This window comes from Pseudomaricurvus sp. HS19 (assembly GCF_009857815.1).
Lineage (GTDB): Bacteria > Pseudomonadota > Gammaproteobacteria > Pseudomonadales > Cellvibrionaceae > Pseudomaricurvus.
In genome coordinates this window covers 247,139-271,149 of sequence record NZ_WVVW01000002.1, presented here as the reverse complement: position 1 = coordinate 271,149, position 24,011 = coordinate 247,139, and the positions used below count along the sequence as shown (strand labels likewise).

The following is a 24,011-nucleotide window of genomic DNA, read 5'->3' as shown; positions in this document are numbered from 1 at the left end:
ACCGTTATACCGGTGTGCGCTTGAGGATCTCAGCTTGTCACTGCTAACCCAACGTCTTGCAGTTCTCAATGATACTGCCCATGCCTCCCTCACCCGGGTCTACAAAGGTCTCGAGAAAGAGAGTTTGCGCGTCAATGGCGAGGGCACCCTGGCGCAGACGCCACACCCGGCGGCGCTGGGGTCGGCCATGACCCATCCGGGTATTACCACCGACTACAGCGAATCCCTGCTGGAATTTATTACCCCGCCCGGAGACAGTACCGACAGCCTGCTGAAGCAGTTGGACGAAATTCAGCGCTACACCTACCAGGTGCTGGACGATGAATACCTGTGGGTGGCGAGCATGCCCTGTATGCTGGCCGGCGACGACAATATTCCGGTGGGGCGTTACGGCACCTCCAATCCGGCACGGATGAAGACCATCTATCGGCTGGGGCTGGGTGAGCGTTACGGTCGCGCCATGCAGACCATCGCCGGCATCCATTACAACTTTTCCCTCAACGACGAGTTCTGGCACTTCTGGCACGGGCGCGAAGGTAATGGCGACAGCCTGCAGCGTTACAAGAACCGGCGTTACTTTGACCTGATCCGCAACTTCCGCCGCACCTTCTGGCTGCTACTCTACCTGTTCGGTGCGTCGCCGGCGGTGTGCAAGAGCTTTGTACGTGGTCGCGATCACAACCTGGTGCCCTTTGGCAGTGATACCCACAGCCTGCACCTGCCCTATGCTACCTCGCTGCGCATGGGTGACCTGGGCTACCAGAGCAGTGCACAAAACTCACTGGTGGTGGACTACAACCACCTGGAGACCTATCTCAGTACTCTGTGTGCTGCTATCACGCAACCGCATCCGGATTACACAGCCCGTGGATTGAAAGACGCCGACGGTAACTACAAGCAGCTCAATACCAGCCTGCTGCAGATCGAGAACGAGTTTTACAGCACCATCCGCCCCAAACGCACCGCCCGTTCAGGCGAGACGGCGTTGGGCGCTCTCCACAATCGCGGGGTGGAGTACATCGAAGTGCGCTGCATAGACCTCAACCCCTATGAGCCGCTGGGGATCAACGCACAGCAGATCGATTTCATGGATGTGTTCCTGCTCTACTGCCTGCTCAGCGACAGCCCCGAGACCGATTGCGTGAAATACAAGCGGGCGCAGGAAAACCAGCGCCTCATCGTCACTCGCGGGCGGGACACGTCCATGCGCCTGCACAGTGCCGCCGGTGATCAGTCAGTGCAACAGTGGGGCAATGCCATGCTGGACGACATACTGCGGGTGGCACAGCTGCTGGATCGCAGCTACGACACCAGTCTGTACTCGGAGGCGGTGGAGGCGCAGCGTATCAAGCTGGCGCAGCCGCAGTTGACACCGTCAGCACAGATACTCACCGACATGGCATCGCGGGACGAAACTTTCTTCCGCTTCGCCATGAATCAGTCCCTGCGTCACGCCGACTACTATCGTCAGCGACCGTTGCAGGGCGATGCGCTGCAACGCATGCAGGCGCTGGCCCGCGACTCGCTGGCACAACAGCAGGACCTGGACGCGCGTCACTGGGAGCCGTTCGAGGATTACCTCGCCAACTACTACGCCCAGTACACCTGCTGCCAGGGATAGAGAGCCGGCGGTGAACTACCTGGCCCACATCTGGCTGTCCGGTCCCGACCTGCACTGGCAGCTGGGCGGCCTGCTGGGGGATTTCATCAAGGGGCCTTTGCCGGACACGCTGACCGACAGCAGTGGCCGGTCGTGGCCACCAGCGGTGCGCGGCGGTGTGCGCCTGCACCGGTTGCTGGATGCCCGGGTGGAGCAGCTGGAAGACTATCGCGCCTGCCTGCAGTTGTTGCCGGCGTCCCGGCGGCGTATCGCCGGTGTAGCGCTGGATGTCTACTTCGATTACCTGCTGGTGCATCACTGGGCTGCGTTTTGCGAACAGCCACTGGACCAGTTCAGCCAGCGCTTCTACGACTTCAGTGCGCAACAGGGTGGTCGCCTGCCGGCAAGGGCAGAGCGTTACCTGGGGCGTGCCCGCGACAATCACCTGTTTCGTGGCTATGGTGAACTGACCACTTACCGGCAGGTACTGGCAGCCATAGAGCAGCGCCTGCGCTACCCGCTGGACTTGCGCGCTGCCGGTGACGCGGTGGTGGCCCGGGGGGCGGAGATCGAACACCATTTCCTGCAGCTGCTGCCGGAGCTGCGCCGCTGGGCCGATGCGCAGCGCCAGCAGGAGACCCTGTTGCGCAGCGGTCAGTAATCGCCGCCCAACCCGGCAGAGCCTGCAGAGTCGGCGGCGAGAGGTGGTTCACCCCTGCCGCCGCTTTTCCCCTATAATGCGCGCCCTTCTTCACCACCACACAGATCGCCGCCGGAGGCCCCATGTCATCTGCATCCCCACTGCCCCAACTGTTGCTCAAGGCACAGGCGGATCGTCGTCTCAAGCGCGGCCATCTGTGGATCTACTCCAACGAGGTGGACGTGGAGCGCACCCCGCTGAAAGATTTTACCCCCGGCCAGCAGGTGCAGGTGTGCACCCAGCAGGGCAAGCCGCTGGCCATTGCCACGCTCAATCCCGGCGGTCTCATCTGTGGCCGGGTGGTGAACCGGGATGTGTCGCACCCGCTGGATAAATCGCTGCTGGTGCATCGCATCAAACAGGCGCTGGCGCTGCGGGAAGCCTGCTTCGACAAACCCTTCTATCGCCTGGTCTACGGTGACAGCGACCTCTTGCCGGGGCTGGTGGTGGATCGTTTCGGCGACTACCTGGTGGTGCAGATCGCCACCTGGGGTATGGAGCTGCTGAAAGAGTCGGTAGTGGCGGCGCTGCAGCAGTGCCTCAAGCCCACCGCCATCCTGCTGCGCAACGATCACTCGGCGCGGGCGGCGGAAGGGCTGCCGGAGTATGTGGAGGCCATCGGTGATGTGCCGGAAGCGGCAGAGCTGGAGGAGAACGGAGTGCGCTTCCTGGCCCCCATCGCCACTGGCCAGAAGACCGGCTGGTTCTACGATCACCGCGACAGTCGTGCCATGTTGCAGCGGCTGGCGCCGGGCAAGCGGGTGCTGGATGTCTTCTCCTACGTGGGTGGCTGGGGCGTGCAGGCGGCGGCCGCCGGTGCCAGTGAAGTGATTTGTGTCGATGCCTCCGAGCAGGCACTGCAGTGGGTGGGGGAGAACGCGGCCCTCAACGGTGTCGATGAACGCATGAGTGGCCTGCACGGCAAGGCAGTGGCGGTGCTGAAAGACCTGATCGCCCAAAACGAGAGCTTTGATATCGTGGTGCTGGATCCGCCGGCGTTTATCAAGCGCAAAAAGGACCAGAAGTCCGGCGAGGCGGCTTACCGCCACCTTAACGAGCTGGCCATGCGCCTGCTGGCGCGGGATGGCCTGCTGGTGTCAGCCTCCTGCAGTATGCACCTGCAGCGTGACACCCTGGTGGAGATAGTCCGTGGCGCTGCCCGTCACCTGGATCGCCACGCCCAGATCCTGCATCAGGGCGGGCAGGGTGCCGATCACCCGGTGCACCCGGCCATTGCGGAAACCGACTACCTGAAAGCGGTATTTGCCCGCGTCTATTTACCCTGAAGCCTGTTACCTGAAAGCTGGTGCTGAGGCGCCAGAGTATTGCGGACCGGGGCCCTGTGCCCCGGTCTCCCGTTTTACTTCAGGCCCTGGCTCAGTTTCTCCAGTTGCTGCCGTTGTTCCGCGGAGAGCAGGTTGGCGGGATCTTCTTCGGTTTCACCGCTGTCTGCCAGGCTCTCCATCAGCGCCTGCAGCTCACGGGCGATGCCCTCCTGGTGCTGCGGCGTCAGCCACTGCAGCAGCGCCGGGGTAGTTTCATCGGTGTCACTCAGTAACGTGTCGATGGCTTGCAGCTGCGCCCTGATGCTGGCGCGATTGTCGCCGGCAAAAGGTGCGTGTTGGGAAGGAGAGGTCTCACCACCGGCTTGCAGTTGCTGCAACAGATGCGCCGAGGCTTGCTGCCACAGTTGCAGGCGACCGCTGGGGGGCAGTGACTGATACGCCTTGCGCAGGCCGCTGGCGGGGTGGGAGAGGCGGTATTGCAGGCTGCCGAGGTCTTCCAGCAGCAGGTTGGCCTGCAGCTGCAGCAAGGCGACCCGGCGATGGCCTGGCAGGTCGATGGCGGTCATGCCGCTGGCCTGCTGCTCGCTGCTGGGGGAGCCAGCCACAAAGTCGTCCAGGGGGCGCTCGCCCTTCTCACCCCACAGCAGGTACTCCATGGCGTGCAGGCCCAGCGCCACATCGGCCTCGCTGCTGAAACCGTGCTGATGGCGCACCGCTTCGGCATCAATGGGAATCACAATATCGTTCACCAGGCCGCTGTGCCGGTAGAGATCGAAGTAGTCCAGGTAGCCCGGCTCAATGGGCCAGGCATCGCTCTGCCAGCGGGCATCGTCCAGCTGGCGGAAGAGGGTGGCCTGCACCTGGCCCAGGGCAAACAGCGGGCTCAGTTGCAGCAGCTGTTGATGGCTGTTGCGCCAGGCGTCCCGCGCCGCTTGCAGGTGGGCATCGGTGGGCTCGCCTGCCAGTGCCTGCAGCGCTTGCTGCAGGGTGACCACGCTGCTGATGGCGCTGGCGGTTGCTGTATCGAAGTGCTGCCAGAGCCGGTTGCTGATGGCGTCGGCCTGATCGGTGGCGGCGGCGGAGGTGGTCTCTGCGGTATCGGAGGTGGCGGGCTGGTCGCTGTCACAGCCCCACAGGCAGAGCAGCGTGGCCAGCAGCAGAGCTGATGTTGTCTTGGGCCGCGGTGCAAGGATCATGGTTGTCAGTACTCTCGTGGGTGTTGCGTGTGGTCTTGTCTGCCCCGGGTCAGCGCAGGCTGATAACGGGCCAGCCTGCCTGTTGCGCGTGCTCTGCCAGGGCCGGGTCCGGGTCTACCACCACCGGGTTATCCACCTGCAGCAGCAGTGGCAGGTCATTCATGGAATCGCTGTAGAAGTAGCAGTCGTCCAGTGAGCCACTGAAGCCGCGCTCGCCGGCGTGTCGCAGCCACTCCTGCAGGCGGGTGATTTTGCCGCTCTGGAAGCAGGGGGTGCCGACAATGCGGCCGGTGTAGCGGTCGTCGAGGATTTCGGCATCGGTGGCGAGGATGTCGTCGACGCCCAGGGACTCGGCAATGGGTTTGGTGATGAAACCGTTGGTGGAGGTGATGATCAGCAGGTAGTCGCCGGCGTCGCGGTGTTCCTGCAGCAGCGCCTCGGCCTTGGGCAGGCGCAGGGGATCAATCACCTGCTGCATAAATTTGTTGTGCAGTTGCGCCAGCTCTTCCAGGCTGTAGCGGGTCAGCGGGGCGAGGCTGAACTCCAGGTAGGCTTCCAGGTCCAGCTGGCCGGCTTCGTAGTCAGCATAGAACTGGTCGTTGGCCAGCTTGTAGGCCTGGGCGTCCACCATCCCTTCCTGCACCATAAATTCGCCCCAGGCGTGGTCGCTGTCACCGGCAATCAGGGTGTTGTCCAGGTCAAATATTGCCAGTCTCACGAGGTCACCTCCGGGTGGTTGGCTGGGATTGTTTGGCGCGGGTTGCAGGCAGGGGCCGGCAAAGGGCGCTAGGATACAGGAGCGGCGTTGGAGTGTGAAAAAAATTAGCGCTGCTGTCCTGCGCCGGTGTCACAAAACCCCCGTCGGGCTGCGGCAACATGGCTGCTCCTGTTGACGTGCCGGTCGCATTGATGAAAGTCGAAGAAGTGTGGAACAATAGCTGTTCGTTATAGACATTGGCCAAACAGGTACCGTGGGAGAATTTAAGAGTGATTGATGCAGACGGTTTCCGGCCCAATGTTGGCATTATCCTCACCAATTCCCGGGGACAGGTGCTGTGGGCCCGCCGTGTTGGCGGCCAGGACGCCTGGCAGTTTCCCCAGGGTGGTATTCAGGAAGGGGAAGACCCGGAGGAGGCTCTCTTCCGCGAGCTCAATGAGGAGGTTGGGTTGACCCGCAAGGATGTGAAAATTCTCGGCCGCACCCGCGGCTGGTTGCGCTACCGCCTGCCCCAGCGGCTGCAGCGCCATGGCAGTAATCCCCTCTGTGTTGGCCAGAAGCAGAAATGGTTTCTGTTGCAGCTGATCTCCGACGACAGCGCCGTGCGCCTCGATACCCACGGCAAGGCTGAATTCGATCACTGGCGCTGGGTGAGCTACTGGTATCCGCTGGATCAGGTAGTGGCATTCAAACGCGACGTCTACCGCCGGGCCATGAAAGAGCTGGCACCCGTGCACGCGCTGCTGGAATCCCGCAGCGTTGCCAGCAGTGGCTAGGGCCCCTCTATGCTGAATTATCTGCGCAGTATTGTTCAGGAAGTCAACGCCGCCCGCGATCTGCAGTCGGCCCTGAATATTATTGTGCAGCGGGTCAAGTCGGTGATGGTCACCGAAGTGTGTTCCGCCTACCTGCGTGATGGCCAGGGCAATTTTGTGCTCATGGCCACCGATGGCCTGAACCAGTCATCGGTGGGTCAGGTGACCCTGGCTCTGGGAGAGGGCCTGGTGGGCTATGTGGCCCAGCGGGAAGAGCCCATCAACCTGGAGCAGGCCACTGCTCACCCCAAATACCAGTACTTCGAAGCCACCGGTGAGGAGCGTTACTCCTCCTTCATGGGTGTGCCCATCATCCACCAGCGGCAGGTGCTGGGGGTGCTGGTGGTACAGCAGGTGGAGCGGCGTCGTTTCGATGAGGGCGAAGAGGCCTTCCTGGTGACCATGTCCGCCCAGCTGGCCGGTGTTATTGCCCATGCCGAGGCCACCGGTGCGCTCAAGGTCATGGGGCAGAAGGCCCGCTCAGCCCGTTTCAAGGGTGTGGCCGGGTCGCCGGGGGTGGCCATTGGCCGCGCTGTGGTGATGTCGCCGGCGGCGGACCTGCGCAGCGTGCCCTTCCGGGCCTGTACCGATGTGGATGCCGAGCTGGCCTTTTTTAACCGCTGCCTGGCTTCGGCGCGCAACGATATCAAGGAGCTGGGCAAGCAACTGGAGGCGCGCCTCAACGCCCAGGAACAGGCGCTGTTCGATGCTTACCTCTCCATGCTCGATGACGCCTCCCTCGGTGGCGAAGTGGTGGAGCGTATCCGCAACGGCATGGGCGCCGCCTACGCCTGGAGTGAGGTAATCCTCGAGCACGAGCGTAACTTCAGCAGCATGAACGACGCCTACCTGCGTGAGCGCGCTGCCGATATCCGCGACCTGGGCCGGCGGGTGCTGGCCTATCTGCAGGAGTCCACCCAGAAGAGCCGGGTGTTTCCCGAAAACGCCATTCTGTTGGGTGAGGAGCTGACGGCTTCCATGCTGGGCGAGGTGCCCAAGGAGCGTCTCGCCGGTATGGTGTCGGTGCAGGGCTCCAGCAACTCCCACGTTGCCATCCTGGCGCGGGCCATGGGTATCCCCACGGTGATGGGGGCGGTGGATATGCCCTTCACCCAGCTGGAGGGGCGGGAGCTGATCGTCGACGGCTACCGCGGCAATGTCTACTGCGATCCGCGGGAGGACCTGCGCCAGCACTTCGAGGCCATCTGTGCCGAGGAGCAGGAACTGGTCAAGGGGCTGGAGGCGCTCAAGGACCTACCCTGCGAAACCACGGACAAACACCGGGTCCCATTGTGGGTGAACACGGGCCTGATGGCCGACGTGGTGCGCTCGCTGGAGCGTGGCGCCGAGGGGGTGGGGCTCTACCGTACCGAAATTCCCTTCCTGCTGCGTGAGCGCTTCCCCAGCGAGGAGGAGCAGCGCCTCACCTATCGTGAGCAGCTGGAGGCATTTGCCCCCAAGACGGTCACCATGCGCACGCTGGATATCGGCGGCGACAAGTCGCTGCCCTATTTCCCCATCGACGAGGAGAACCCTTTCCTCGGCTGGCGGGGTATTCGTGTCACCCTCGACCATCCGGAGATTTTTCTCGCCCAGGTGCGCGCCATGCTCAAGGCCAGCGAAGGCCTCAACAACATGCGCATCATGCTGCCCATGATCTCCAGTGTCGGTGAGCTGGATGCCAGCAAGGCGCTGATCTATCGCGCTCACCAGGAGTTAGTGGAAGAGGGCTACCAGATCGAGGTGCCACCCATCGGTGTCATGATCGAGGTGCCGGCGGCGGTCTACCAGGCCCGCGAACTGGCGGCGCGCTCCGATTTCCTGTCGGTGGGCAGTAACGACCTCACCCAGTACCTGCTGGCGGTGGATCGCAACAACCCGCAGGTGGCGGATCTCTATCAGGCTTTCCACCCGGCGGTACTGCGGGCCCTGCACCAGATTGTGCGCGACGGCCATAGCCAGGGGGCGAGTGTGGGCATCTGTGGTGAGCTGGCTGGTGATCCGGCGGCGGCGGTGCTGCTGATGGCCATGGGCTACGATGTGCTCTCCATGAACGCCACCAACCTGCCCAAGGTGAAGAAGGTGATCCGCAGTATCACCCTGGAGCAGGCGGAAGACCTGCTGGATCAGGTGATGGTGCAGGAAGATGTGGAGGCCGTACTGCAGTGCCTCGACAAGGGCCTGGAGAGCGCCGGTCTCTCACGCCTGGTAAGCGGCCCGCCCACCGACCTGACCGAATAACCCGGGCGGTTCCTTTTTCCCCGCGCCCCTCCTCTTATCCGGCTTCCCGTTTCTCAGTGTTGTGTCCCCGGGCTCAGCCCAGCTGCCAGCTCTGCTCCCCGCTGATCCCCTGCTCATTAAATTGCCGCTCAATAAACTGCCAGCCGTGCCGGCGGTGGAACAGGGCCAGGGTGGAGGCGCGGGTGCCGTAGTCGGCGCTGTGGATAAAGGCGGAGGAGAGCTGTATTTCCCGCTCCAGCGGAATGCCGGTCTGGGGCAGCTGCGCCACCGGTGCGGCGCTGGCGTCGGCCAGCAGGTCAAACAGCTCATCACAACGCGCTGCCGGATTCGACCAGTCCCGCTGCAGGCATTGCAGCAGGCCCTGGCGGCTGCGCTCCACCTTGGGCCAGGGGCTGTCCAGCAAGCCGTTGCTGAGGCCGTAGACGCCCGCCGCCAACTCGCGGTTGGCACCCTGTTGGCGCTGCCCGGCATCACTGCCAAAGGTGTCGATGTTGGAGCTGTACCAGAGGCTGTCAGCGCTGCCGCTGAGCAGGTTAAAACCGTTGAATTGCGCCGCCTGCGACTGCAGTTGTTGCAGGTGTGCGGCCGCGTCCGGGCTCAGCAGGCTGTCCAGTACCAGCTGCCCGCGGGAGCGGGGGCGATCGGAATTGATATGGCCGTTGCGGATATTGGTGACCGCGGCAAAGCGGCCATTGGCGCGCACACCCATCCAGGTGCCTCCGGCCTGCAGGTCGCGGCCGCTGAGCACGGTCTCCCCACCCGGCACGGGCTGCCACAGGCTGGCATTGTCCGTGGGCCGCTGATAATACTCATCGCGGTTGGCGGCGACGATCAGGGGGTAGTCGGGGTGGCTGCGCAAGCCGAAAACTATCAGACACATGGGCGGGTGTTTCAACGTTCGGGTCCGGCAGTTTGCGTAAAGGTTGGCCCCCTGTAAAGGCGCAATGTGCGTGGCCGGATTAAGGCGCTAAACGCCGGTGATGCGACGAATCAGCGGAAAGTAGAGGCCGTAGGGCAGCAGCCGCAACAGCTTCAGGAAGGTCACAAAGCGGCGCGGAAAGATAATCTCGAAGCGATCACTGCAGAGCCCCTTCAGCAGTGCACTGGCGGCGTCATCCGCCTCCATCAGGTCCGGCATGGGGAACTCATTCCTGTCCGTCAGGGGGGTACGCACAAAGCCCGGGTTAATCACCTGCAATTTCACTCCGTGGTTCTGCAGTTCCGGGTACAGCGATTCGGCCAGATGAATCAGCGCCGCCTTGCCGGCGCCGTAGGCCGCGGCGGTGGGCAGCCCCCGATATCCGGCGGACGATGCCATGACGGCGATGTGGCCGCTGCCGGTTTCCAGCATCTGTTTCATCACCGGCTCCAGGCAGTGACAGGTGCCCAGCAGGTTGGTCTGCCACAGCTGCTGGCAGCGCTCGGTACTGAAGTCGGCGGCGCCAAACGGGTCGTGGGTGCCGGCGTTGAGAACCGCCAGCTGTGGCCAGTCGTCACGAGCCTGCCAGTGCTGGCAAAGCGCATGGATCTGCTGCGGGTCGGTGATGTCCAGTGGCGCCGGCTCAATGGGCCCGGGCAAGTTGGCACAGCGCTGCTGCAGGGCCTCAAGCTCGGCGCGGTTGCGGGCCGAGGCGGTGACCCTGACGCCGGCGCGACTCAGGGCTTCGCAGAGGGCGGCGCCGATTCCGCGGCCGGCGCCGGTGACCCAGGCGTGGCGCCAGGGGAGGGGGTTGGGGCTAGTCATGTGTCAGGCCTCTGGTGTGGCTGGTGAGCGGAGCTGTGCTCACCGCGCAGGGCGCGGGCCAGCTCCGGAAATTGGCTTTCCGGTGCCAGCCAGATACTGAGGAACGCGGGGGCGAATGCCGGGTCGCTGATGCTGCCGAGGAGATCGCCATTGGCATAGAACCAGGCCGCGCCCCCGGCATCGGTGAAGAGGCTGAGGCGATCACCCTTGTGTACATCGGGCCACAGGCGCGCCAGTTGCGGCAGCCATTGGCGGCGCTGTTCGCCGCTGCTGAAGGGCTGCAGCTGGCTCTCGGTTTCGCGCAGCAGCTGGTCGGCACTGATGTCGCGCTGGTAGGTGAGCTCCAGTAACAGCGGCTGCCCCTCCCACGGGGAGTGATTGCGGTGGCCGTGTTCCGGGCGAAACAGCCGCGCCTGGTAGATGTCCCACCAGAGCACGCTCAGTTGCGCTTCACCCACCAGCGGCCAGTCCCGGGGCAGGGGTGGGGCGGTGGCGTACAGGCAGGCGGGCTGGAGCAGCAGCCACAAGCCGGCCCAGGCCAGAAGTGGTTTGCGCGTTGCAGGTCGGCGTATCAGCATGGTTTGCCTCCCGGGAGTGGTTTGGGGGTGGCCTGGGCCAGATACAGCAGCAGTGGCAGCAGTGCCAGCCACAGGGCCCCTATCACCAGTGCCGTGACCGTATTGCCCAGGGGAAACTCCACGGCACCGAGGCGGGCGGCGGCCCAGTAAGAGGCGCCGCCTGCCAGCCCGCCGCTGACCGCCGCCAGCAGGGGGTGGGGGCGTAGCCAGGCCAGGCTCTGGCGCAGGCAGGCGCCAAAGCCGAGCCAAAGCAGCAATAGCCACCAGGGCAGTTGCAGCAGGGGAATCATGGCCTGGTCGGCAAAGCGATAGAGGCCGGCGTGGCCCAGCACGGCATCGACGCTCATGCCGATGGCCGCGGTCAGTACCACAACTCGCAGCTCGGGCTGTGGCTGCGGGTGCATCCACAGGTGCAGTAGCAGCAGTGCAGCAGCCAGTGGCAGGGCGCTGTTGCCCAGCAACACACAGCACCACCACAGCAGTTGGAAGCCCGCTGCGTTGAGTAGTAGCTGCTGGCTGTTAAGCGGGCCCCTGAACCACATGCCCTGTTTCTCCCGGTGTTGGTGGTGTTTAAGGGGATTACGCAGCGGCGCTGACGGTGGATGAGTTTGCTGGCCCCCGCCGATTTCCGGATAATGCCGCCAGCCGTCGAGGGGGGCTTATGCTGACACTGTTACTTCTTTTTGCTTTGGTGGGATCACTGGCGGGTCTGGTGGCGGGGCTGTTTGGTCTCGGTGGTGGCGTGGTGATGGTGCCGGCGCTGATTTATGCCTTTGCGGCCCTCGGTTTTCCGCCGGAGATTCTCACCCACCTGGCGGTGGGGACGTCGCTCACCTGCATTGTGGTGACATCCATTACCTCGGCCTGGACACACTGGCAGAAAGGGGCGGTGGAGCTCGGTGTGCTGCCGGCGCTGATTCCCGGCGTACTGGTGGGTGGCTGGATTGGCGGTATGGTGGCGGCGGAGCTCAAGGGGCCGCAGCTGCAGACTGCCTTTGCGGTGTTTCTGGTGTTTGTGGCAATTACCATGCTGCGCGCGGTGCCCAGTGGTCAGGTACGCCTGCCCGGGCGTGTCGGCCTGACCACAGTGGCCACCCTGATTGGTACCCTGTCGGCGTTGTTCGGCGTGGGTGGCGGCTCAATGACGGTGCCTTTCCTGCGCTACTGCGGCATGGTCATGGCTCGCGCGGTGGCCACCTCTGCCGCCCTGGGGCTGCCCATCGCGCTCTCCGGTTCGCTCTCCTATCTGGTGCAGGGCTGGCAGCATGAACAACTGCCGGAATTTGCGGTCGGATTCATCTACCTGCCTGCCTTCGCTGGCATGGTAGTGTGCAGTGCCCCCGCCTCGCGGGTAGGGGCCAAGCTGGCTCACCGGCTGCCGGCCCGTCGCCTGCAGCAGGCCTTCGCTGTGGTCCTGTTGCTCATTGCGGGGCAGTTGTTGATTGGTGGTATGATGGCGAGCCACGCCTGAGGTGCCTGGCGCCGGGGTGACAAAGGACGAGTAACGCGAGGGCGGGCCACGCTGGAGTCACTTACTCCAGGCAAGCCAGTCTCCAGAGAAAGTAATCCGCAGGACTTATGCTGAAATACCCCGCTATTGACCCGGTCGCTATCGCGCTGGGCCCCTTCGAGCTGTTCGGTCACACCCTTGGCCCACTGCAAGTCCACTGGTACGGCATCATGTACCTGGTTGGCTTCGGTTGCGCCTGGCTGCTGGCGCTGTATCGCGCTGGCCTTCCCCACTCCCCCATAACCCGCGCCCAGGTAGAAGACATGATCGTCTGGGGGGCGATAGGGGTGGTACTGGGCGGTCGCCTGGGCTACGTGTTCTTCTACCATTTTGATCGACTGCTGCAGGAGCCTGCGTGGCTGTTGCGGGTGTGGGAGGGCGGTATGTCCTTCCATGGCGGCATGATCGGTGTGATCGCGGCGATGGCGCTCTACGCCTGGAAAATCAAGGTGCCGTTCTTCCGCCTGATGGATTTTGTGGCACCGCTGGCGCCCCTGGGGCTCGGTTTTGGACGGCTCGGTAATTTTATCGGCCAGGAGTTGTGGGGGCGCGCTACGGACGTCTCCTGGGGCATGGTGTTTCCCCGCGACCCGCTGGGCCTGGCACGGCACCCGTCGCAGCTCTACCAGGCGGCACTGGAGGGGTTGGTGCTGTTTGTGGTGCTCTACTGGTTTTCGTCAAAGCCGCGGCCACGCATGGCGGTCAGCGGCCTGTTCCTGGTGCTGTACGGCAGCTTCCGCTTTGCGGTGGAGTTTGTACGGGAGCCGGACAGCCATATTGGTCTCGATGCCCTGGGCTGGATGACCCGGGGGCAGGAGCTATCCCTGCCCATGGTTGTGCTGGGGGTGGTATTGCTGGTGCTGGCCTATCGGCGTGCCCGCAATGAACAGCAGCCGGCAGCTGCGGTGAACAATGGGGGGAACGCATCATGAAGCAGTATCTGGACCTGTGTCAGCGTATCGTTGACGAGGGGGTGTGGGTCGAAAACGAACGCACTGGCAAGCGTTGCCTCACCGTGATCAACGCGGACCTGAGCTACGATGTGGCCGCCAATCAATTTCCCCTGATTACCACCCGCAAGAGCTACTGGAAGTCCGCCATTGCCGAGCTGCTGGGTTACCTGCGCGGCTATGACAACGCGGCCGATTTCCGCAAGCTGGGCACCAAAACCTGGGATGCCAACGCCAACGACAACGAGGTGTGGCTGCAGAGTCCTTTCCGCAAGGGCGAGGACGACATGGGCCGGGTCTATGGTGTGCAGGGGCGCAGCTGGAGCAAGCCGGATGGTGGCAGCGTAGACCAGTTCGCCAAGCTGGTGCACAACCTCTGCAACGGTATCGATGATCGTGGCGAAATCCTGAGTTTCTATAACCCCGGCGAATTCCATATGGGCTGCCTGCGCCCCTGCATGCACACCCACAACTTCTCCCTGCTGGGGGATACCCTCTACCTCACCTCCTACCAGCGCTCCTGCGATGTGCCGCTGGGCCTCAACTTCAACCAGATCCAGGTGTTTGTGTTGCTGGCGCTGGTGGCGCAGATCACCGGCCACAAGCCGGGGCAGGCCTACCACAAGATCGTCAATGCCCACATCTACGAAGACCAGCTGGAACTGATGCGTGATGTGCAGCTGCAGCGCGAGCCCTTTGCCTCGCCGCAGCTCAACATCAACCCCGATATCCGCAAGCTGGAAGACCTGGAGACCTGGGTCACCATGGACGATTTCGAGGTGGTGGGCTACGAGCACCACGACCCCATCAACTACCCGTTTTCCGTGTAAGGCTGTTTATGAATGAAGCACCCGTAGCCCTGATCGTGGCACAGGCGCAGAACCGCGTGATCGGCCTTAACAACGCCATGCCCTGGCATCTGCCGGAGGACCTGCGCTATTTCAAACAGGTCACCCTGGGCAAACCGGTGATCATGGGGCGCAAGACCTTCGAATCCATCGGCAGGCCCTTGCCGGGTCGGCACAATATCGTCATTACCCGTCAGTCCGACTGGCAAAGTGAGGGTGTCTCTGTGGCCGGTTCACTGGCGGACGCCATTGCCCTGGCGCGACAGGAGCAGCCTGAAGAGGTGATGGTGATCGGCGGTGGGCAGATCTATGCCGAGGCCCTGCCACTGGCAAAGCGTGTATATCTGACCCGAATCGGGCGCGAGTTTGAGGGGGATGCCTGGTTTCCGGAGTTGGGTTCCGAATGGTGTGAAGTGAGTCGCAAAGACGGCATCTCCGAAGCGTCCGGATTACCTTATGCCTTCTGCGTTCTCGAATCCGGATTGATCAATAATTAGCCAATCCTGCTCATCCGGTAACGGGTGGGTGGGTGTCGGCTTGTGGTTACTCTTATAATTTTTCCTAACAATAAAGCGAAATTGTTACTTCGGATTGAATAGCTGCAATGCAGTTGTTACCCGCCCTGATACCAATATACACATCGCCGGAAGTTTCCAGACAAACCGTTGAATGTTTAAAGCCGGTGTTATTAAATGGCCAGCTTCAAATTATCGCCACATGGCGAAAATCATGAAAACAATAGCGGTTAGACGCCGTTTTATAGAGTTGATAGTACGCACCCACACTGGGGGAAATATGAAGAAGCAGCGATTTAAAGCCGTGGCTCTGTCCACTGTGCTTTCTGCTGGCGCGCTCATTGGCAGTGTTGCTCAGGCGGATCAAACGTTGAATTCCATTCTGCAAGTAGGTGAGCAGAAGACCAAACTGGCTCAGAACTCTCAGCAAAAGATCGACAAGATTGCTGATCAGACCACCAGTTTGCTGAACGAATTTAAAGTGGTGAACAAGCAGATCGAAGGTCTTCGCGTCTATAACGCGCAGCTGGAGAAGCAGTTGGCCAACCAGCTGAAAGTGATCACGCAGCTGGAAGAGTCCATCGGCAACGTCACCGTTATCGAGCGTCAGATTCAGCCCCTGATTCTGAAGATGCTGGATGGTCTGGAGCAGTTCATCTCTCTGGACATGCCTTTCCACTCCGGCGAGCGCAACGAGCGTCTGGCAGCCCTCCATCGCAACATGGATCGTGCCGACATTTCCGTTGCCGAGAAATTCCGCCAGGTTCTGGAAGCCTACAAAATTGAGGCCGAGTACGGTCGCAAGATTGATACCTACCAGGACACTCTGACCGTTGGTGGTCAGGAGCGCGAAGTGAACATTCTGCGCGTTGGCCGTATCGCCCTGATGTACCAGACTACTGATCTGGAATTCTCCGGTGCCTGGGACAAGCGTCAGCAAGCCTGGGTTGAGCTGCCATCTTCCGAATACCGCGCTGCCATTCTCAAGGGCATTCGCATCGCGAAGAAACAAGCATCTATTGAACTGCTGAATCTGCCGATTCTGTCTCCGGAGGCTGCGCAATGAAAATGACTTTTGCCAAACGCTGCCTGGCCGTGGCAGCCGCTGCAATGCTCACCTCTGGTGTAGCTGTGGCTGAAGAAAAGGCCCAATCCCTGGATCAGCTGCTGAAAATGGTTCAGCAGAGCAAGATCGCTGAATCTGCCGAGCACCGCAAGCGCGAAGCTGAGTTCCTGCGTCAGAAAAGCGAGCAGGCCAGCCTGCTGAAGCAGGCCGAGAACACCAAGGCCAGCGAAGAGAAGCGTTCAGCTACCCTGGAGAAGAAGTACGAAGAGCAGGACCTGCAGGTTTCTGCCAAGCGTGCCCAGCTGCAGGAGCGTCTCGGTTCCCTGAAAGAGCTGTTCGGTCACCTGACCTCTACCGCTGGTGACCTGCGTTCCAGCCTGGGTACTTCTATCGTCTCTGCCCAGTATCCCGGTCGCGCCGACTTCCTGGATGGCCTGATCGACAAGATGAACAGCAATACCCAGCTGCCAACCATCGAAGAGATCGAGCAACTGTGGTTTGAAACCCAGCGTGAAACTGTTGAAGGCGGCCGTGTGGTCAAGTTCAACGGTGCTGTGATCAAGCCAAACGGTGACCGCGAAGATCGTGAAGTGGTACGTGTGGGTAACTTCCAGCTGCTGTCCGACGGCAAGTACCTGGAGCTGCGCGAAGGCCGTATGCTGGAGCTGACCCGTCAGCCACCAGCCACTGCTCTGGGTCAGGCTAACTCCCTGCAGAATGCTACTGACGGCTTTACCCGTGTAGCAATCGACCCTACCGGTCCTGCCGGTGGTACCTTCCTGTCTGCCCTGATCAACAGCCCTTCTATTGTTGAGCGCTGGCACCAGGGTGGCATCGTGGGTTACATCATCTCTGCAGTAGGTCTGTTTGCCATGCTGCTGGGTGCCTGGCGCTTCGTTGTCCTGATGGGCATGAGCAGCAAGGTTACTTCCCAGTTGAAGAGCGAAAGCGCCAACACCAACAACCCACTCGGTCGCGTGCTGAAAGTCGCGGAAGAGAACAAGGGTCTGGACGGCGAGTCCCTGGAGCTGAAACTGGAAGAGGCGGTGCTGAAAGAGCGTCCTGCCATTGAATCCGGCCTGACGCTGCTGAAGATCATCTCCATGATCGCCCCGCTGCTGGGTCTGCTGGGTACCGTAACCGGTATGATCATTACCTTCCAGGCCATCACCATCTTTGGTGCCGGCGATCCGAAGGCCATGGCCGGTGGTATCTCCTCTGCTCTGGTAACAACTGTACTGGGTCTGGTAGTGGCTATTCCTACCGTACTGGTTCACACCCTGGTTAACGGTCGTGCCAAGCGTGTTCTTCAGATTCTGGAAGAACAGTCTGCCGGTATCATCGCCGAAAACGCAGAGCGCAAGTAGGAGATAACGCATGTTGGCATTAATGGACGCACTTGCAGCCATTGAAGCCTTACTGGCTAAGGGTGGACCTATATTGTTGTGGATCTCCGCCCTGACCCTCGTCATGTGGACCCTGATTTTCGAACGTTTGTGGTATTTCAAAAGCAGTCTGAAAGGTGAAATTCAGACTGCTCTGGATAGCTGGGAATCACGTCCCGAGCGCAAATCCTGGAATGCCCATCAGGTGCGTTATGCACTCGTCTCCCGCGTATCCGAGAAGGTAAATGCCAACCTGGATATGATCGCCACTCTGGTGGCCCTGGCTCCTCTGCTGGGTCTGCTGGGTACGGTGACGGGTATGATCGAAGTGTTTAACGTACTGGCTGTAACCGGTGGCGGCGACGCCAAATCCATGGCTGGCGGTGTGTCCAAGGCGACCATCCCGACTATGGCGGGCATGGTGGCTGCACTCTCCGGAGTGTTTGGTAACACCTACGTCAACCGGATTGCAGAACGCGAAAATCAGCTGCTCGAAGACCATTTGACGATGGACCATTAAGGCTTGGTAAAGCATTAACCGGTTACTGAGAGAATTATCATGGCCAGACGAAAAAAGGCAGCTGAAGACGAGCAGGGCGCGATTGACCTGACACCGATGCTCGACGTGGTTTTTATCATGTTGATCTTCTTTATCGTGACGGCTTCTTTTATTAAAGAAGCGGGCATCGAGATCAATCGCCCTGAGGCTACCACTGCCCTGCTGAAGAAAAACGCCAATATTCTTGTAGCTGTCAGCTCTAGCAACGAAGTCTGGATCGACAAAGCCCGGATTGATCTGCGTGAAGTTAAGGGCGCCATTGAGCGCCTGCACGCAGAGAACCCCAAGGGTGCTGTAGTTATCCAGGCGGACGATGAATCCGATATTGAAACCATGACCAAAATTGCGCAGGCAGCCCGTGAAGCGGGAGTGTCAGACGTTTCTGTATCTACTGAGAAGAAATAGAGCGCTATGAATGTTGCAAGACTAGGATTAGCAGGGCTTTTGGCGGCGGTGACCACCACCGCCCTGCTGTATTTGATGCACGCATTGATTGCGGCAAACGATAAGCCTCCAGCAGACGTGGAGGAGAATCGCATTGCCGACATCTTTATGCCTGAGCGTAAAATTGAAACCCGGTACGACGTCGAGAAGCCGGAAAAACCGGAAGATCCCGAGACGCCACCACCAGAGATGCCGGAGCCTGATTTCGATCAGCCCGACCTGAAACCGGACGCCCTTAATATGAATGCTCCACGGGTCAAGCCGGAGATGAATATTAAAGGTGTGGGTGGTTTTAGCGGCGACGGTGAATATCTGCCAATCGTTAAGGTGCAGCCCAACTACCCAAGTCGTGCTTTGTCGCGGGGTATTGAGGGTTATGTGATCGTTGAGTTCACCGTAACCACTAACGGTTCAGTTCGCGACCCGATTGTGATTGAAGGCATGGCCGGGCGTAACGGGAACTTTTCGGAATCAAGCATCTTCAACAGCTCAGCACTGAAAGCGGCCTCGAAATTTAAGTACAAGCCGCGTGTGGTTGATGGTGTGGCGATCGAGGTGCCAGGCGTTCGCAACAAGATCACCTTTGCGATTGCCGAGTAAACGGTGGGTATGATTATGACTATGACGGCTAAGGTTTCCAGGCTTGTCAGACACACTTTGGTGGCAGCACCACTGGCGTTCGCGCCGGCGGCCACGAGTGTCCTGCTGCAGACCGCAGGCTTCGATAGCCTGACCTCCGGTTCTGTACAGGCCCAGGAAGCGAAACCAGAATACAAAACCAAGAAAACCTACTCGCTGCGTCAGCCGGTCTTTAAAGACTTTGCCCGAGTGCAGGAAAAGACCGACGCCAATGACTGGAAAGGGGCGCTGGCTGTACTGAAAGATCTGGAGCGCAGTAAGGCTCCGGGTTACACCAGCTTCGAGAAGGCCAACCTCTGGAACTACTACGGCTGGGTGTACTACTCGCTGGAAGATTACAACAGCTCCATCCGCTACTACCGCAAGGTGCTGGTGGAAACCGAGCTGAGCGATGCCCTCGAGATCGGTACTCTGAAAACCCTTGCACAGCTGATGTTTGTGCAGGAGGACTGGAAGAACGCCATCAAGATGTTGCAGCAGTACATGAAGGTCAATCCGATCATCGGTGCTGACGATTACGCCCTGCTGTCACAGGCTTATTACCAGGACGGTGATATGGCGCAGTCGTTGAAGAACATCAACATTGCAGTGACCAAGGTTGAGGGTACCGGCAAGATTCCGAAGGAAAACTGGTACACCCTGCAGCGTGCGATCTACTACGATAAAGGCGATTACAAGAAGGTCATCGATATCCTGACCAAGCTGGTACGCCACTATCCGAAGGGTTCCTACTGGAAGCAGCTGGCCGGCATGTATGGTGCTGTTGAGCAGGAGCGCAACCAGATGTACGCCATGGAAACCGCGTACCTGATGGGTGCCCTGGATAAAGAGACCGAGCTGATGAACCTGGCCTACCTGATGATGGGTAGCGACGTGCCTTACAAGGCCGCCAAGATCATCGACAAGGGTATGAAGGAAGGCAAGATCTCCGAGTCCTCCAAGAACCTGGAAGTCCTGGCTACCGCCTGGCGTATGGCGCAAAACGTCAAAACCGCGATTCCGATTATGGAGAAAGCGGCCGCCAAGTCCGGTGATGGTGACCTCTACGCGCGTCTGGCGGGTATCTACCTGGACAGCGACAACAACGAGAAAGCTATCGAAGTTGGTGGCAAGGCGTTGAAGCGCGGCGGTATCAAGCGTCCGGATCAGCTGCAGATCGTTTTGGGTATGGCCAACACCAACCTGAAGAAGTACGACGCCGCGATCAAGGCGTTTAAAGAGGCTGCCAAGGACAAGCGCAGTGAGCAGTTTGCTGCCCAGTGGCTGCAGTTTGCCCAGGGTGAACTGGAGCGCGAGCGTTCGCTCAACCTCTGACAGACCTCAACACCTGTCGTACCGAAGCCGGCCCCGTCTCTGTAAAGAGTCGGGGCCGCTTTCGTTCTGGGGTGTCGCTTTTCCCTCGCGCCCGGACGCTCGCACTCCTGTCGGGCAAGCCGCTGATGCCGGTGCGCGGTGAGCGTAATCGCTGTGAGGATCACCGGGTAGAGGATCGCCGGGTAGATGGTTGCTGAAGAGAATGGCGCACGGGGATGCGGTGATCCTGCAGGCGTGGGCAGTAACAGGTCGGAGGCAGGAGGGGAAAGGGACAGCAGGTGCGGAGGAGTCCGGCACCTGCTGAAGGGGGGGGGCTTAGTCCAGCTGGCTCAGGTCCCGCACCGCGCCCTTGTCGGCACTGGTAGCCAGCTTGGCGTAGGCTTTCAGTGCTGCACTGACTTTGCGTGGGCGCTCCTTGACCGGCTTCCAGCCCAGCTGGTCCTGCTCGGCGCGGCGGGTGGCCAGCTCTTCATCGCTCAGCAGCACGTCGATAGTGCGGTTGGGGATGTCGATACGGATGCGGTCGCCGTTGCGCACCAGGCCAATGGCGCCACCGGCGGCGGCTTCCGGTGACACGTGACCAATGGAGAGGCCGGAAGTACCGCCGGAGAAGCGTCCGTCGGTCAGCAGGGCGCAGTCTTTACCCAGGCCTTTGGACTTGATGTAGGAGGTGGGGTAGAGCATCTCCTGCATGCCCGGGCCGCCGCGGGGGCCTTCGTAGCGAACGATTACCACGTCACCGGCTTTCACCTTGTCGGCCAGGATATCCGCCACCGCTTCGTCCTGGGACTCGGTCACATAGGCAGAGCCCTCAAACACCAGGATGGACTCATCTACACCGGCGGTCTTCACCACACAGCCGTCCAGGGCGATATTGCCGTGCAGAACGGCAAGGCCGCCCTCGCGGCTGAAGGCGTGTTCCAGGGAGCGGATACAACCGTTTTCGCGGTCGGCGTCGAGGCTGGTCCAGCGGGTATCCTGGCTGAAAGCCACCTGGGTGGGGATGCCGGCAGGGCCGGCTTTATAGAAGGTTTTCACCTCCTCGCTGGCGCCGCGCATGATGTCCCACTGCGCCAGGGCTTCCGCCATGGTGCTGCTGTGGACCGTGGGCAGGTGGGTGTGCAGCAGGCCGGCACGATCCAGCTCACCGAGGATGGCCATGATGCCGCCGGCGCGGTGCACGTCCTCAATGTGATATTTCTGGGTGTTGGGTGCCACCTTGCACAGCTGTGGAATGGTCTTCGACAGGCGGTCGATGTCTGCCAGGGTGAAATCCACTTCCGCTTCCTGGGCGATGGCCAGCAGGTGCAGGATGGTGTTGGTGGAGCCGCCCATGGCGATATCCAGCGCGATACAGTTTTCGAACGCCTCGAAGGAGCCGATGCTGCGCGGCAGCACGCTGGCGTCATCTTGCTCGTAGTAGCGTTTGGTGATTTCCACAATCTTGCGACCGGCTTCCAGGAACAGCTGCTCACGATCGGCGTGGGTGGCCACTACGGTGCCGTTACCCGGCAGGGACAGGCCCAGGGCTTCGGTCAGGCAGTTCATGGAGTTGGCGGTGAACATGCCGGAGCAGGAGCCGCAGGTAGGGCAGGCGCTGCGCTCGATCTCGGCCACGTACTCGTCGGAAGCGCTGTCGTCAGCTGCGATCACCATGGCGTCCACCAGGTCCAGCTTGTGTTCGGACAGTTTGGTCTTGCCCGCTTCCATGGGGCCGCCGGAGACAAAGATCACCGGGATGTTGAGGCGCATGGCTGCCATCAGCATGCCGGGGGTGATCTTGTCACAGTTGGAGATGCACACCAGGGCGTCGGCGCAGTGGGCGTTGACCATGTACTCCACTGAGTCGGCAATGATGTCACGAGACGGCAGGCTGTAGAGCATGCCGTCGTGACCCATGGCGATACCGTCGTCCACCGCGATGGTGTTGAACTCCTTGGCCACGCCACCGGCTTTTTCGATTTCACGCGCCACCAGCTGCCCCAGGTCTTTCAGGTGCACATGACCGGGCACGAACTGGGTGAAGGAGTTGGCGATGGCAATAATCGGCTTTTGAAAATCTTCGTCCTGCATGCCGGTGGCACGCCACAGGGCACGGGCTCCGGCCATATTGCGGCCGGCGGTGGAAGTCTTCGAGCGGTAGGCAGGCATAATCTCGGTCTCGTTACCAATACACGGGAAGTAAGGCGGGGGATTTTAGCACAGGCAGATGCAGGGCGCTGCGCTTCCAGGGCGCTGGCGCTACAGGTGTGAGGACGCTTCGCTACAGGGGCGGGGCCGGCTATCCTCATTGAATCAGATAATCGCTACAGATCGCCCGCGGGAGCGTGCTCCTGCGAAAGAGCGCACCCTGACTGTAGGAGCCCGCTCTCGCGGGCGATCTTTTTTGCGGCTCAGTGTCATCGCCTCAGGCGCTCGGATTGTTAACCTGTAGCGCCAGCGTCCTGTAGCGAAGCGTCCTCACACCTGTAGCGCCAGCGTCCTGTAGCGAAGCGTCCTTAACCCTGTCACCTCACAGCGGTTTTACAAACACCTTCGAATTCCGCTGGTAGTTGTAGAAGGTCTTCTTCTCCTCCGGCAGCCACTCCAGCGGGGCGCTGCGGAAGCCCTGCTCGATAAACCAGTGGGCAGTCTGGGTGGTGAGCACAAACAGCTCGCTAATCCCCAGTCCCCGGGCCTTTTTCTCGATGGTGGCCAGCACCTTGGCGGCGCGGCCGTCCTTGCGGTAGTCCGGGTGGGTGGCGACGCAGGCCAGTTCGCCCACGTTGCGGTCACCGGCGTAGGGGTAGAGGGCGGCGCAGGCGATGATGGCACCATCCTTTTCCATAATCGTAAACCGGCTGATCTCGCTCTCCAGCAGTTCCCGGGAGCGCCGCACCAGTGCGCCCTGGCGCTCCAGGGGTTCGATCAGGCTCAGCAGGCCGCCCACATCATCGATGGTGGCCTGACGCACAAACTCATAGTTGTCCCGGTGCACCAGGGTGCCGGAACCGTCGCGGGTAAAGAGCTCCTGCAGCAGGGCGCCGTCTTCGCGGAAACTGACCATCTGCGCCCGCGGCACGCCCCGCTGGCAGACATCGAAACAGGCCTGCAGCGACAGGGAACGATCCTGGTCATGCTGCAGGCGCTGCAACTGCTGTTCGCACTCCGGCAGGCTCAGCTGCCGCAGCAGTTCGCCCTCGCCATCCACAAAGCCGGCCTCGCTGGAGAAGGCGATCAGCTTGTCCGCCTGCAGGGCGACCGCCACCTCGGTGGCCACTTCGGCAAAACTGAGGTTAAAAATCTCCCCGGTGGGGGAGTAGCCCAGTGGTGACAGTATGGCGATGGCCCCCTGTCCCAGAGCCGCTTGCAGGCCGGTCTTGTCCACCCGGCGCACCTTGCCGGTGTGCTGCAGGTCGGTGCCGTTGATCACGCCCATGGGTTTGGCGGTGACAAAGTTACCGCCCAGCACCCGGATATGGGCGCCGTGCATGGGGGAATTGGGCAGGCCGGTGGAGAGTGCGGCTTCTATATTCAGGCGCACCTCGCCAATGGCCTGGGCCACGGCATTGAGGTGCTCCGCCTCGGTGATGCGCAGCTGTTCGGTAAACGAGGATTCGATGCCGCTGCCGGCCAGCCGGGCATCAATCTGCGGCCGCGCGCCGTGCACCAGCACCAGCCGTACGCCAAGGCTGTTAAGAAGGGCGATGTCGTGAATGATGTTGCTGAAGTTGGCGTCCAGGATAGCGGCGCCAGGCAGCATCAGCACAAAGGTCTTGCCACGGTGAGCATTAATGTAGGGCGACGACTGACGGAACCACTTGACGTAGTCTTTGGTGGCATCGGTCGCCTGGCTGTTAGCTGGCGGCGGCGTGTCGGGTCTGTCGGTCACGGTGCATCCCTTGGTGGCGCAATTTAGTGGCG

At 61.2% G+C, this 24,011-nt stretch carries 23 protein-coding genes; 15 read left to right on the top strand and 8 right to left on the bottom strand.

Annotation, left to right across the window (positions count from 1 at the left end; translation table 11 throughout):
- The first annotated feature begins 34 nt into the window (after positions 1-34).
- From gshA to GSF27_RS08960, 3 genes are all read left to right on the top strand, one after another.
- Complete coding sequence (gshA, locus tag GSF27_RS08970) at positions 35-1,621, top strand: glutamate--cysteine ligase (protein ID WP_237457467.1); 1,587 nt, start codon at positions 35-37, stop codon at positions 1,619-1,621.
- A gap of 10 nt (positions 1,622-1,631) precedes the next feature.
- The gene (locus GSF27_RS08965) at positions 1,632-2,261 is read left to right on the top strand and encodes an ACP phosphodiesterase (RefSeq protein ID WP_160968076.1); all 630 of its coding nucleotides are present in this window, start codon (positions 1,632-1,634) and stop codon (positions 2,259-2,261) included.
- Between the two features lie 122 nt (positions 2,262-2,383).
- Positions 2,384-3,586 (top strand): class I SAM-dependent rRNA methyltransferase, encoded by a 1,203-nt coding sequence (locus GSF27_RS08960; RefSeq protein WP_160968074.1) that lies wholly within the window; start codon positions 2,384-2,386, stop codon positions 3,584-3,586.
- A gap of 74 nt (positions 3,587-3,660) precedes the next feature.
- Here GSF27_RS08960 and GSF27_RS08955 read toward each other — a convergent pair whose 3' ends face one another.
- On the bottom strand, positions 3,661-4,782 hold the full coding sequence (locus tag GSF27_RS08955) for an imelysin family protein (protein WP_160968072.1): 1,122 nt from the start codon (positions 4,780-4,782) through the stop codon (positions 3,661-3,663).
- Positions 4,783-4,831: 49 nt separating this feature from the next.
- Positions 4,832-5,500 carry an HAD family hydrolase gene (locus tag GSF27_RS08950; protein ID WP_160968070.1) on the bottom strand — a complete coding sequence of 223 codons (669 nt, stop codon included), beginning with the start codon at positions 5,498-5,500 and terminating at the stop codon, positions 4,832-4,834.
- 269 nt (positions 5,501-5,769) lie between these two features.
- Between GSF27_RS08950 and GSF27_RS08945 the strand changes: the two genes are divergently transcribed.
- Positions 5,770-6,276 (top strand): RNA pyrophosphohydrolase, encoded by a 507-nt coding sequence (locus tag GSF27_RS08945; RefSeq protein ID WP_160968068.1) that lies wholly within the window; start codon positions 5,770-5,772, stop codon positions 6,274-6,276.
- 9 nt (positions 6,277-6,285) lie between these two features.
- Positions 6,286-8,556, top strand: a complete 2,271-nt coding sequence (gene ptsP / locus GSF27_RS08940; RefSeq protein ID WP_160968066.1) for a phosphoenolpyruvate--protein phosphotransferase — start codon at positions 6,286-6,288, stop codon at positions 8,554-8,556.
- Between the two features lie 73 nt (positions 8,557-8,629).
- On the opposite strand, the gene GSF27_RS08935 is transcribed toward ptsP, so the two are convergent.
- The 4 genes from GSF27_RS08935 to GSF27_RS08920 all read right to left on the bottom strand — a co-directional run bounded on the left by GSF27_RS08935 (position 8,630) and on the right by GSF27_RS08920 (position 11,420).
- Entirely contained in the window at positions 8,630-9,436 is an 807-nt protein-coding gene (locus GSF27_RS08935; RefSeq protein ID WP_160968064.1) for an NRDE family protein, read from the bottom strand.
- Between the two features lie 87 nt (positions 9,437-9,523).
- Positions 9,524-10,300, bottom strand: coding sequence for an SDR family oxidoreductase (locus tag GSF27_RS08930; protein ID WP_160968062.1), 777 nt, complete (start codon positions 10,298-10,300; stop codon positions 9,524-9,526).
- Positions 10,297-10,878 carry a chalcone isomerase family protein gene (locus tag GSF27_RS08925; protein WP_160968060.1) on the bottom strand — a complete coding sequence of 194 codons (582 nt, stop codon included), beginning with the start codon at positions 10,876-10,878 and terminating at the stop codon, positions 10,297-10,299. The genes GSF27_RS08930 and GSF27_RS08925 overlap by 4 nt, the downstream gene beginning before the upstream one ends.
- Positions 10,872-11,420 carry a DUF2878 domain-containing protein gene (locus GSF27_RS08920; RefSeq protein ID WP_160968058.1) on the bottom strand — a complete coding sequence of 183 codons (549 nt, stop codon included), beginning with the start codon at positions 11,418-11,420 and terminating at the stop codon, positions 10,872-10,874. The genes GSF27_RS08925 and GSF27_RS08920 overlap by 7 nt, the downstream gene beginning before the upstream one ends.
- A 119-nt stretch (positions 11,421-11,539) precedes the next feature.
- Here GSF27_RS08920 and GSF27_RS08915 point away from each other — a divergent pair, with 119 nt between their 5' ends.
- The 10 genes from GSF27_RS08915 (at position 11,540) to GSF27_RS08870 (ending at position 20,108) form a co-directional block, all read left to right on the top strand.
- Positions 11,540-12,349: a sulfite exporter TauE/SafE family protein gene (locus tag GSF27_RS08915; RefSeq protein WP_237457466.1), complete on the top strand. Its 810-nt coding sequence runs from the start codon at positions 11,540-11,542 to the stop codon at positions 12,347-12,349.
- A 107-nt stretch (positions 12,350-12,456) separates the two neighbouring features.
- Positions 12,457-13,320 (top strand): prolipoprotein diacylglyceryl transferase, encoded by an 864-nt coding sequence (gene lgt, locus GSF27_RS08910; protein ID WP_160968056.1) that lies wholly within the window; start codon positions 12,457-12,459, stop codon positions 13,318-13,320.
- Complete coding sequence (locus tag GSF27_RS08905) at positions 13,317-14,168, top strand: thymidylate synthase (RefSeq protein WP_160968054.1); 852 nt, start codon at positions 13,317-13,319, stop codon at positions 14,166-14,168. The genes lgt and GSF27_RS08905 overlap by 4 nt, the downstream gene beginning before the upstream one ends.
- A gap of 8 nt (positions 14,169-14,176) precedes the next feature.
- Positions 14,177-14,683: a dihydrofolate reductase gene (locus GSF27_RS08900; protein ID WP_160968052.1), complete on the top strand. Its 507-nt coding sequence runs from the start codon at positions 14,177-14,179 to the stop codon at positions 14,681-14,683.
- 298 nt (positions 14,684-14,981) lie between these two features.
- The gene (locus GSF27_RS08895; RefSeq protein WP_160968050.1) at positions 14,982-15,767 is read left to right on the top strand and encodes a DUF3450 domain-containing protein; all 786 of its coding nucleotides are present in this window, start codon (positions 14,982-14,984) and stop codon (positions 15,765-15,767) included.
- Entirely contained in the window at positions 15,764-17,134 is a 1,371-nt protein-coding gene (locus GSF27_RS08890; RefSeq protein ID WP_160968048.1) for a MotA/TolQ/ExbB proton channel family protein, read from the top strand. The genes GSF27_RS08895 and GSF27_RS08890 overlap by 4 nt, the downstream gene beginning before the upstream one ends.
- A 10-nt stretch (positions 17,135-17,144) precedes the next feature.
- Positions 17,145-17,672, top strand: a complete 528-nt coding sequence (locus GSF27_RS08885; protein WP_160968046.1) for a MotA/TolQ/ExbB proton channel family protein — start codon at positions 17,145-17,147, stop codon at positions 17,670-17,672.
- Between the two features lie 39 nt (positions 17,673-17,711).
- Positions 17,712-18,116, top strand: a complete 405-nt coding sequence (locus GSF27_RS08880) for a biopolymer transporter ExbD (protein WP_160968044.1) — start codon at positions 17,712-17,714, stop codon at positions 18,114-18,116.
- Positions 18,117-18,122: 6 nt separating this feature from the next.
- The gene (locus tag GSF27_RS08875) at positions 18,123-18,755 is read left to right on the top strand and encodes an energy transducer TonB (RefSeq protein WP_160968042.1); all 633 of its coding nucleotides are present in this window, start codon (positions 18,123-18,125) and stop codon (positions 18,753-18,755) included.
- A gap of 15 nt (positions 18,756-18,770) precedes the next feature.
- Positions 18,771-20,108 carry a lipopolysaccharide assembly protein LapB gene (locus GSF27_RS08870; RefSeq protein WP_237457465.1) on the top strand — a complete coding sequence of 446 codons (1,338 nt, stop codon included), beginning with the start codon at positions 18,771-18,773 and terminating at the stop codon, positions 20,106-20,108.
- A gap of 315 nt (positions 20,109-20,423) precedes the next feature.
- Here GSF27_RS08870 and ilvD read toward each other — a convergent pair whose 3' ends face one another.
- Both ilvD and argA read right to left on the bottom strand, forming a co-directional pair.
- Positions 20,424-22,259 (bottom strand): dihydroxy-acid dehydratase, encoded by a 1,836-nt coding sequence (gene ilvD / locus GSF27_RS08865; RefSeq protein WP_160968038.1) that lies wholly within the window; start codon positions 22,257-22,259, stop codon positions 20,424-20,426.
- A gap of 361 nt (positions 22,260-22,620) precedes the next feature.
- The gene (gene argA, locus GSF27_RS08860; protein WP_160968036.1) at positions 22,621-23,979 is read right to left on the bottom strand and encodes an amino-acid N-acetyltransferase; all 1,359 of its coding nucleotides are present in this window, start codon (positions 23,977-23,979) and stop codon (positions 22,621-22,623) included.
- Positions 23,980-24,011: the final 32 nt, after the last annotated feature.

Bases quoted from the DNA above. Each gene is read 5' to 3' on its own strand.
- GSF27_RS08960 (WP_160968074.1), top strand. From the start codon at position 2,384: ATGTCATCTGCATCCCCACTGCCCCAACTGTTGCTCAAGGCACAGGCG.
- GSF27_RS08955 (WP_160968072.1), bottom strand. From the start codon at position 4,782: ATGATCCTTGCACCGCGGCCCAAGACAACATCAGCTCTGCTGCTGGCC.
- ptsP (WP_160968066.1), top strand. From the start codon at position 6,286: ATGCTGAATTATCTGCGCAGTATTGTTCAGGAAGTCAACGCCGCCCGC.
- GSF27_RS08935 (WP_160968064.1), bottom strand. From the start codon at position 9,436: ATGTGTCTGATAGTTTTCGGCTTGCGCAGCCACCCCGACTACCCCCTG.
- GSF27_RS08930 (WP_160968062.1), bottom strand. From the start codon at position 10,300: ATGACTAGCCCCAACCCCCTCCCCTGGCGCCACGCCTGGGTCACCGGC.
- GSF27_RS08925 (WP_160968060.1), bottom strand. From the start codon at position 10,878: ATGCTGATACGCCGACCTGCAACGCGCAAACCACTTCTGGCCTGGGCC.
- GSF27_RS08920 (WP_160968058.1), bottom strand. From the start codon at position 11,420: ATGTGGTTCAGGGGCCCGCTTAACAGCCAGCAGCTACTACTCAACGCA.
- GSF27_RS08915 (WP_237457466.1), top strand. From the start codon at position 11,540: ATGCTGACACTGTTACTTCTTTTTGCTTTGGTGGGATCACTGGCGGGT.
- lgt (WP_160968056.1), top strand. From the start codon at position 12,457: ATGCTGAAATACCCCGCTATTGACCCGGTCGCTATCGCGCTGGGCCCC.
- GSF27_RS08905 (WP_160968054.1), top strand. From the start codon at position 13,317: ATGAAGCAGTATCTGGACCTGTGTCAGCGTATCGTTGACGAGGGGGTG.
- GSF27_RS08900 (WP_160968052.1), top strand. From the start codon at position 14,177: ATGAATGAAGCACCCGTAGCCCTGATCGTGGCACAGGCGCAGAACCGC.
- GSF27_RS08895 (WP_160968050.1), top strand. From the start codon at position 14,982: ATGAAGAAGCAGCGATTTAAAGCCGTGGCTCTGTCCACTGTGCTTTCT.
- GSF27_RS08890 (WP_160968048.1), top strand. From the start codon at position 15,764: ATGAAAATGACTTTTGCCAAACGCTGCCTGGCCGTGGCAGCCGCTGCA.
- GSF27_RS08885 (WP_160968046.1), top strand. From the start codon at position 17,145: ATGTTGGCATTAATGGACGCACTTGCAGCCATTGAAGCCTTACTGGCT.
- GSF27_RS08880 (WP_160968044.1), top strand. From the start codon at position 17,712: ATGGCCAGACGAAAAAAGGCAGCTGAAGACGAGCAGGGCGCGATTGAC.
- GSF27_RS08875 (WP_160968042.1), top strand. From the start codon at position 18,123: ATGAATGTTGCAAGACTAGGATTAGCAGGGCTTTTGGCGGCGGTGACC.
- GSF27_RS08870 (WP_237457465.1), top strand. From the start codon at position 18,771: ATGACTATGACGGCTAAGGTTTCCAGGCTTGTCAGACACACTTTGGTG.
- ilvD (WP_160968038.1), bottom strand. From the start codon at position 22,259: ATGCCTGCCTACCGCTCGAAGACTTCCACCGCCGGCCGCAATATGGCC.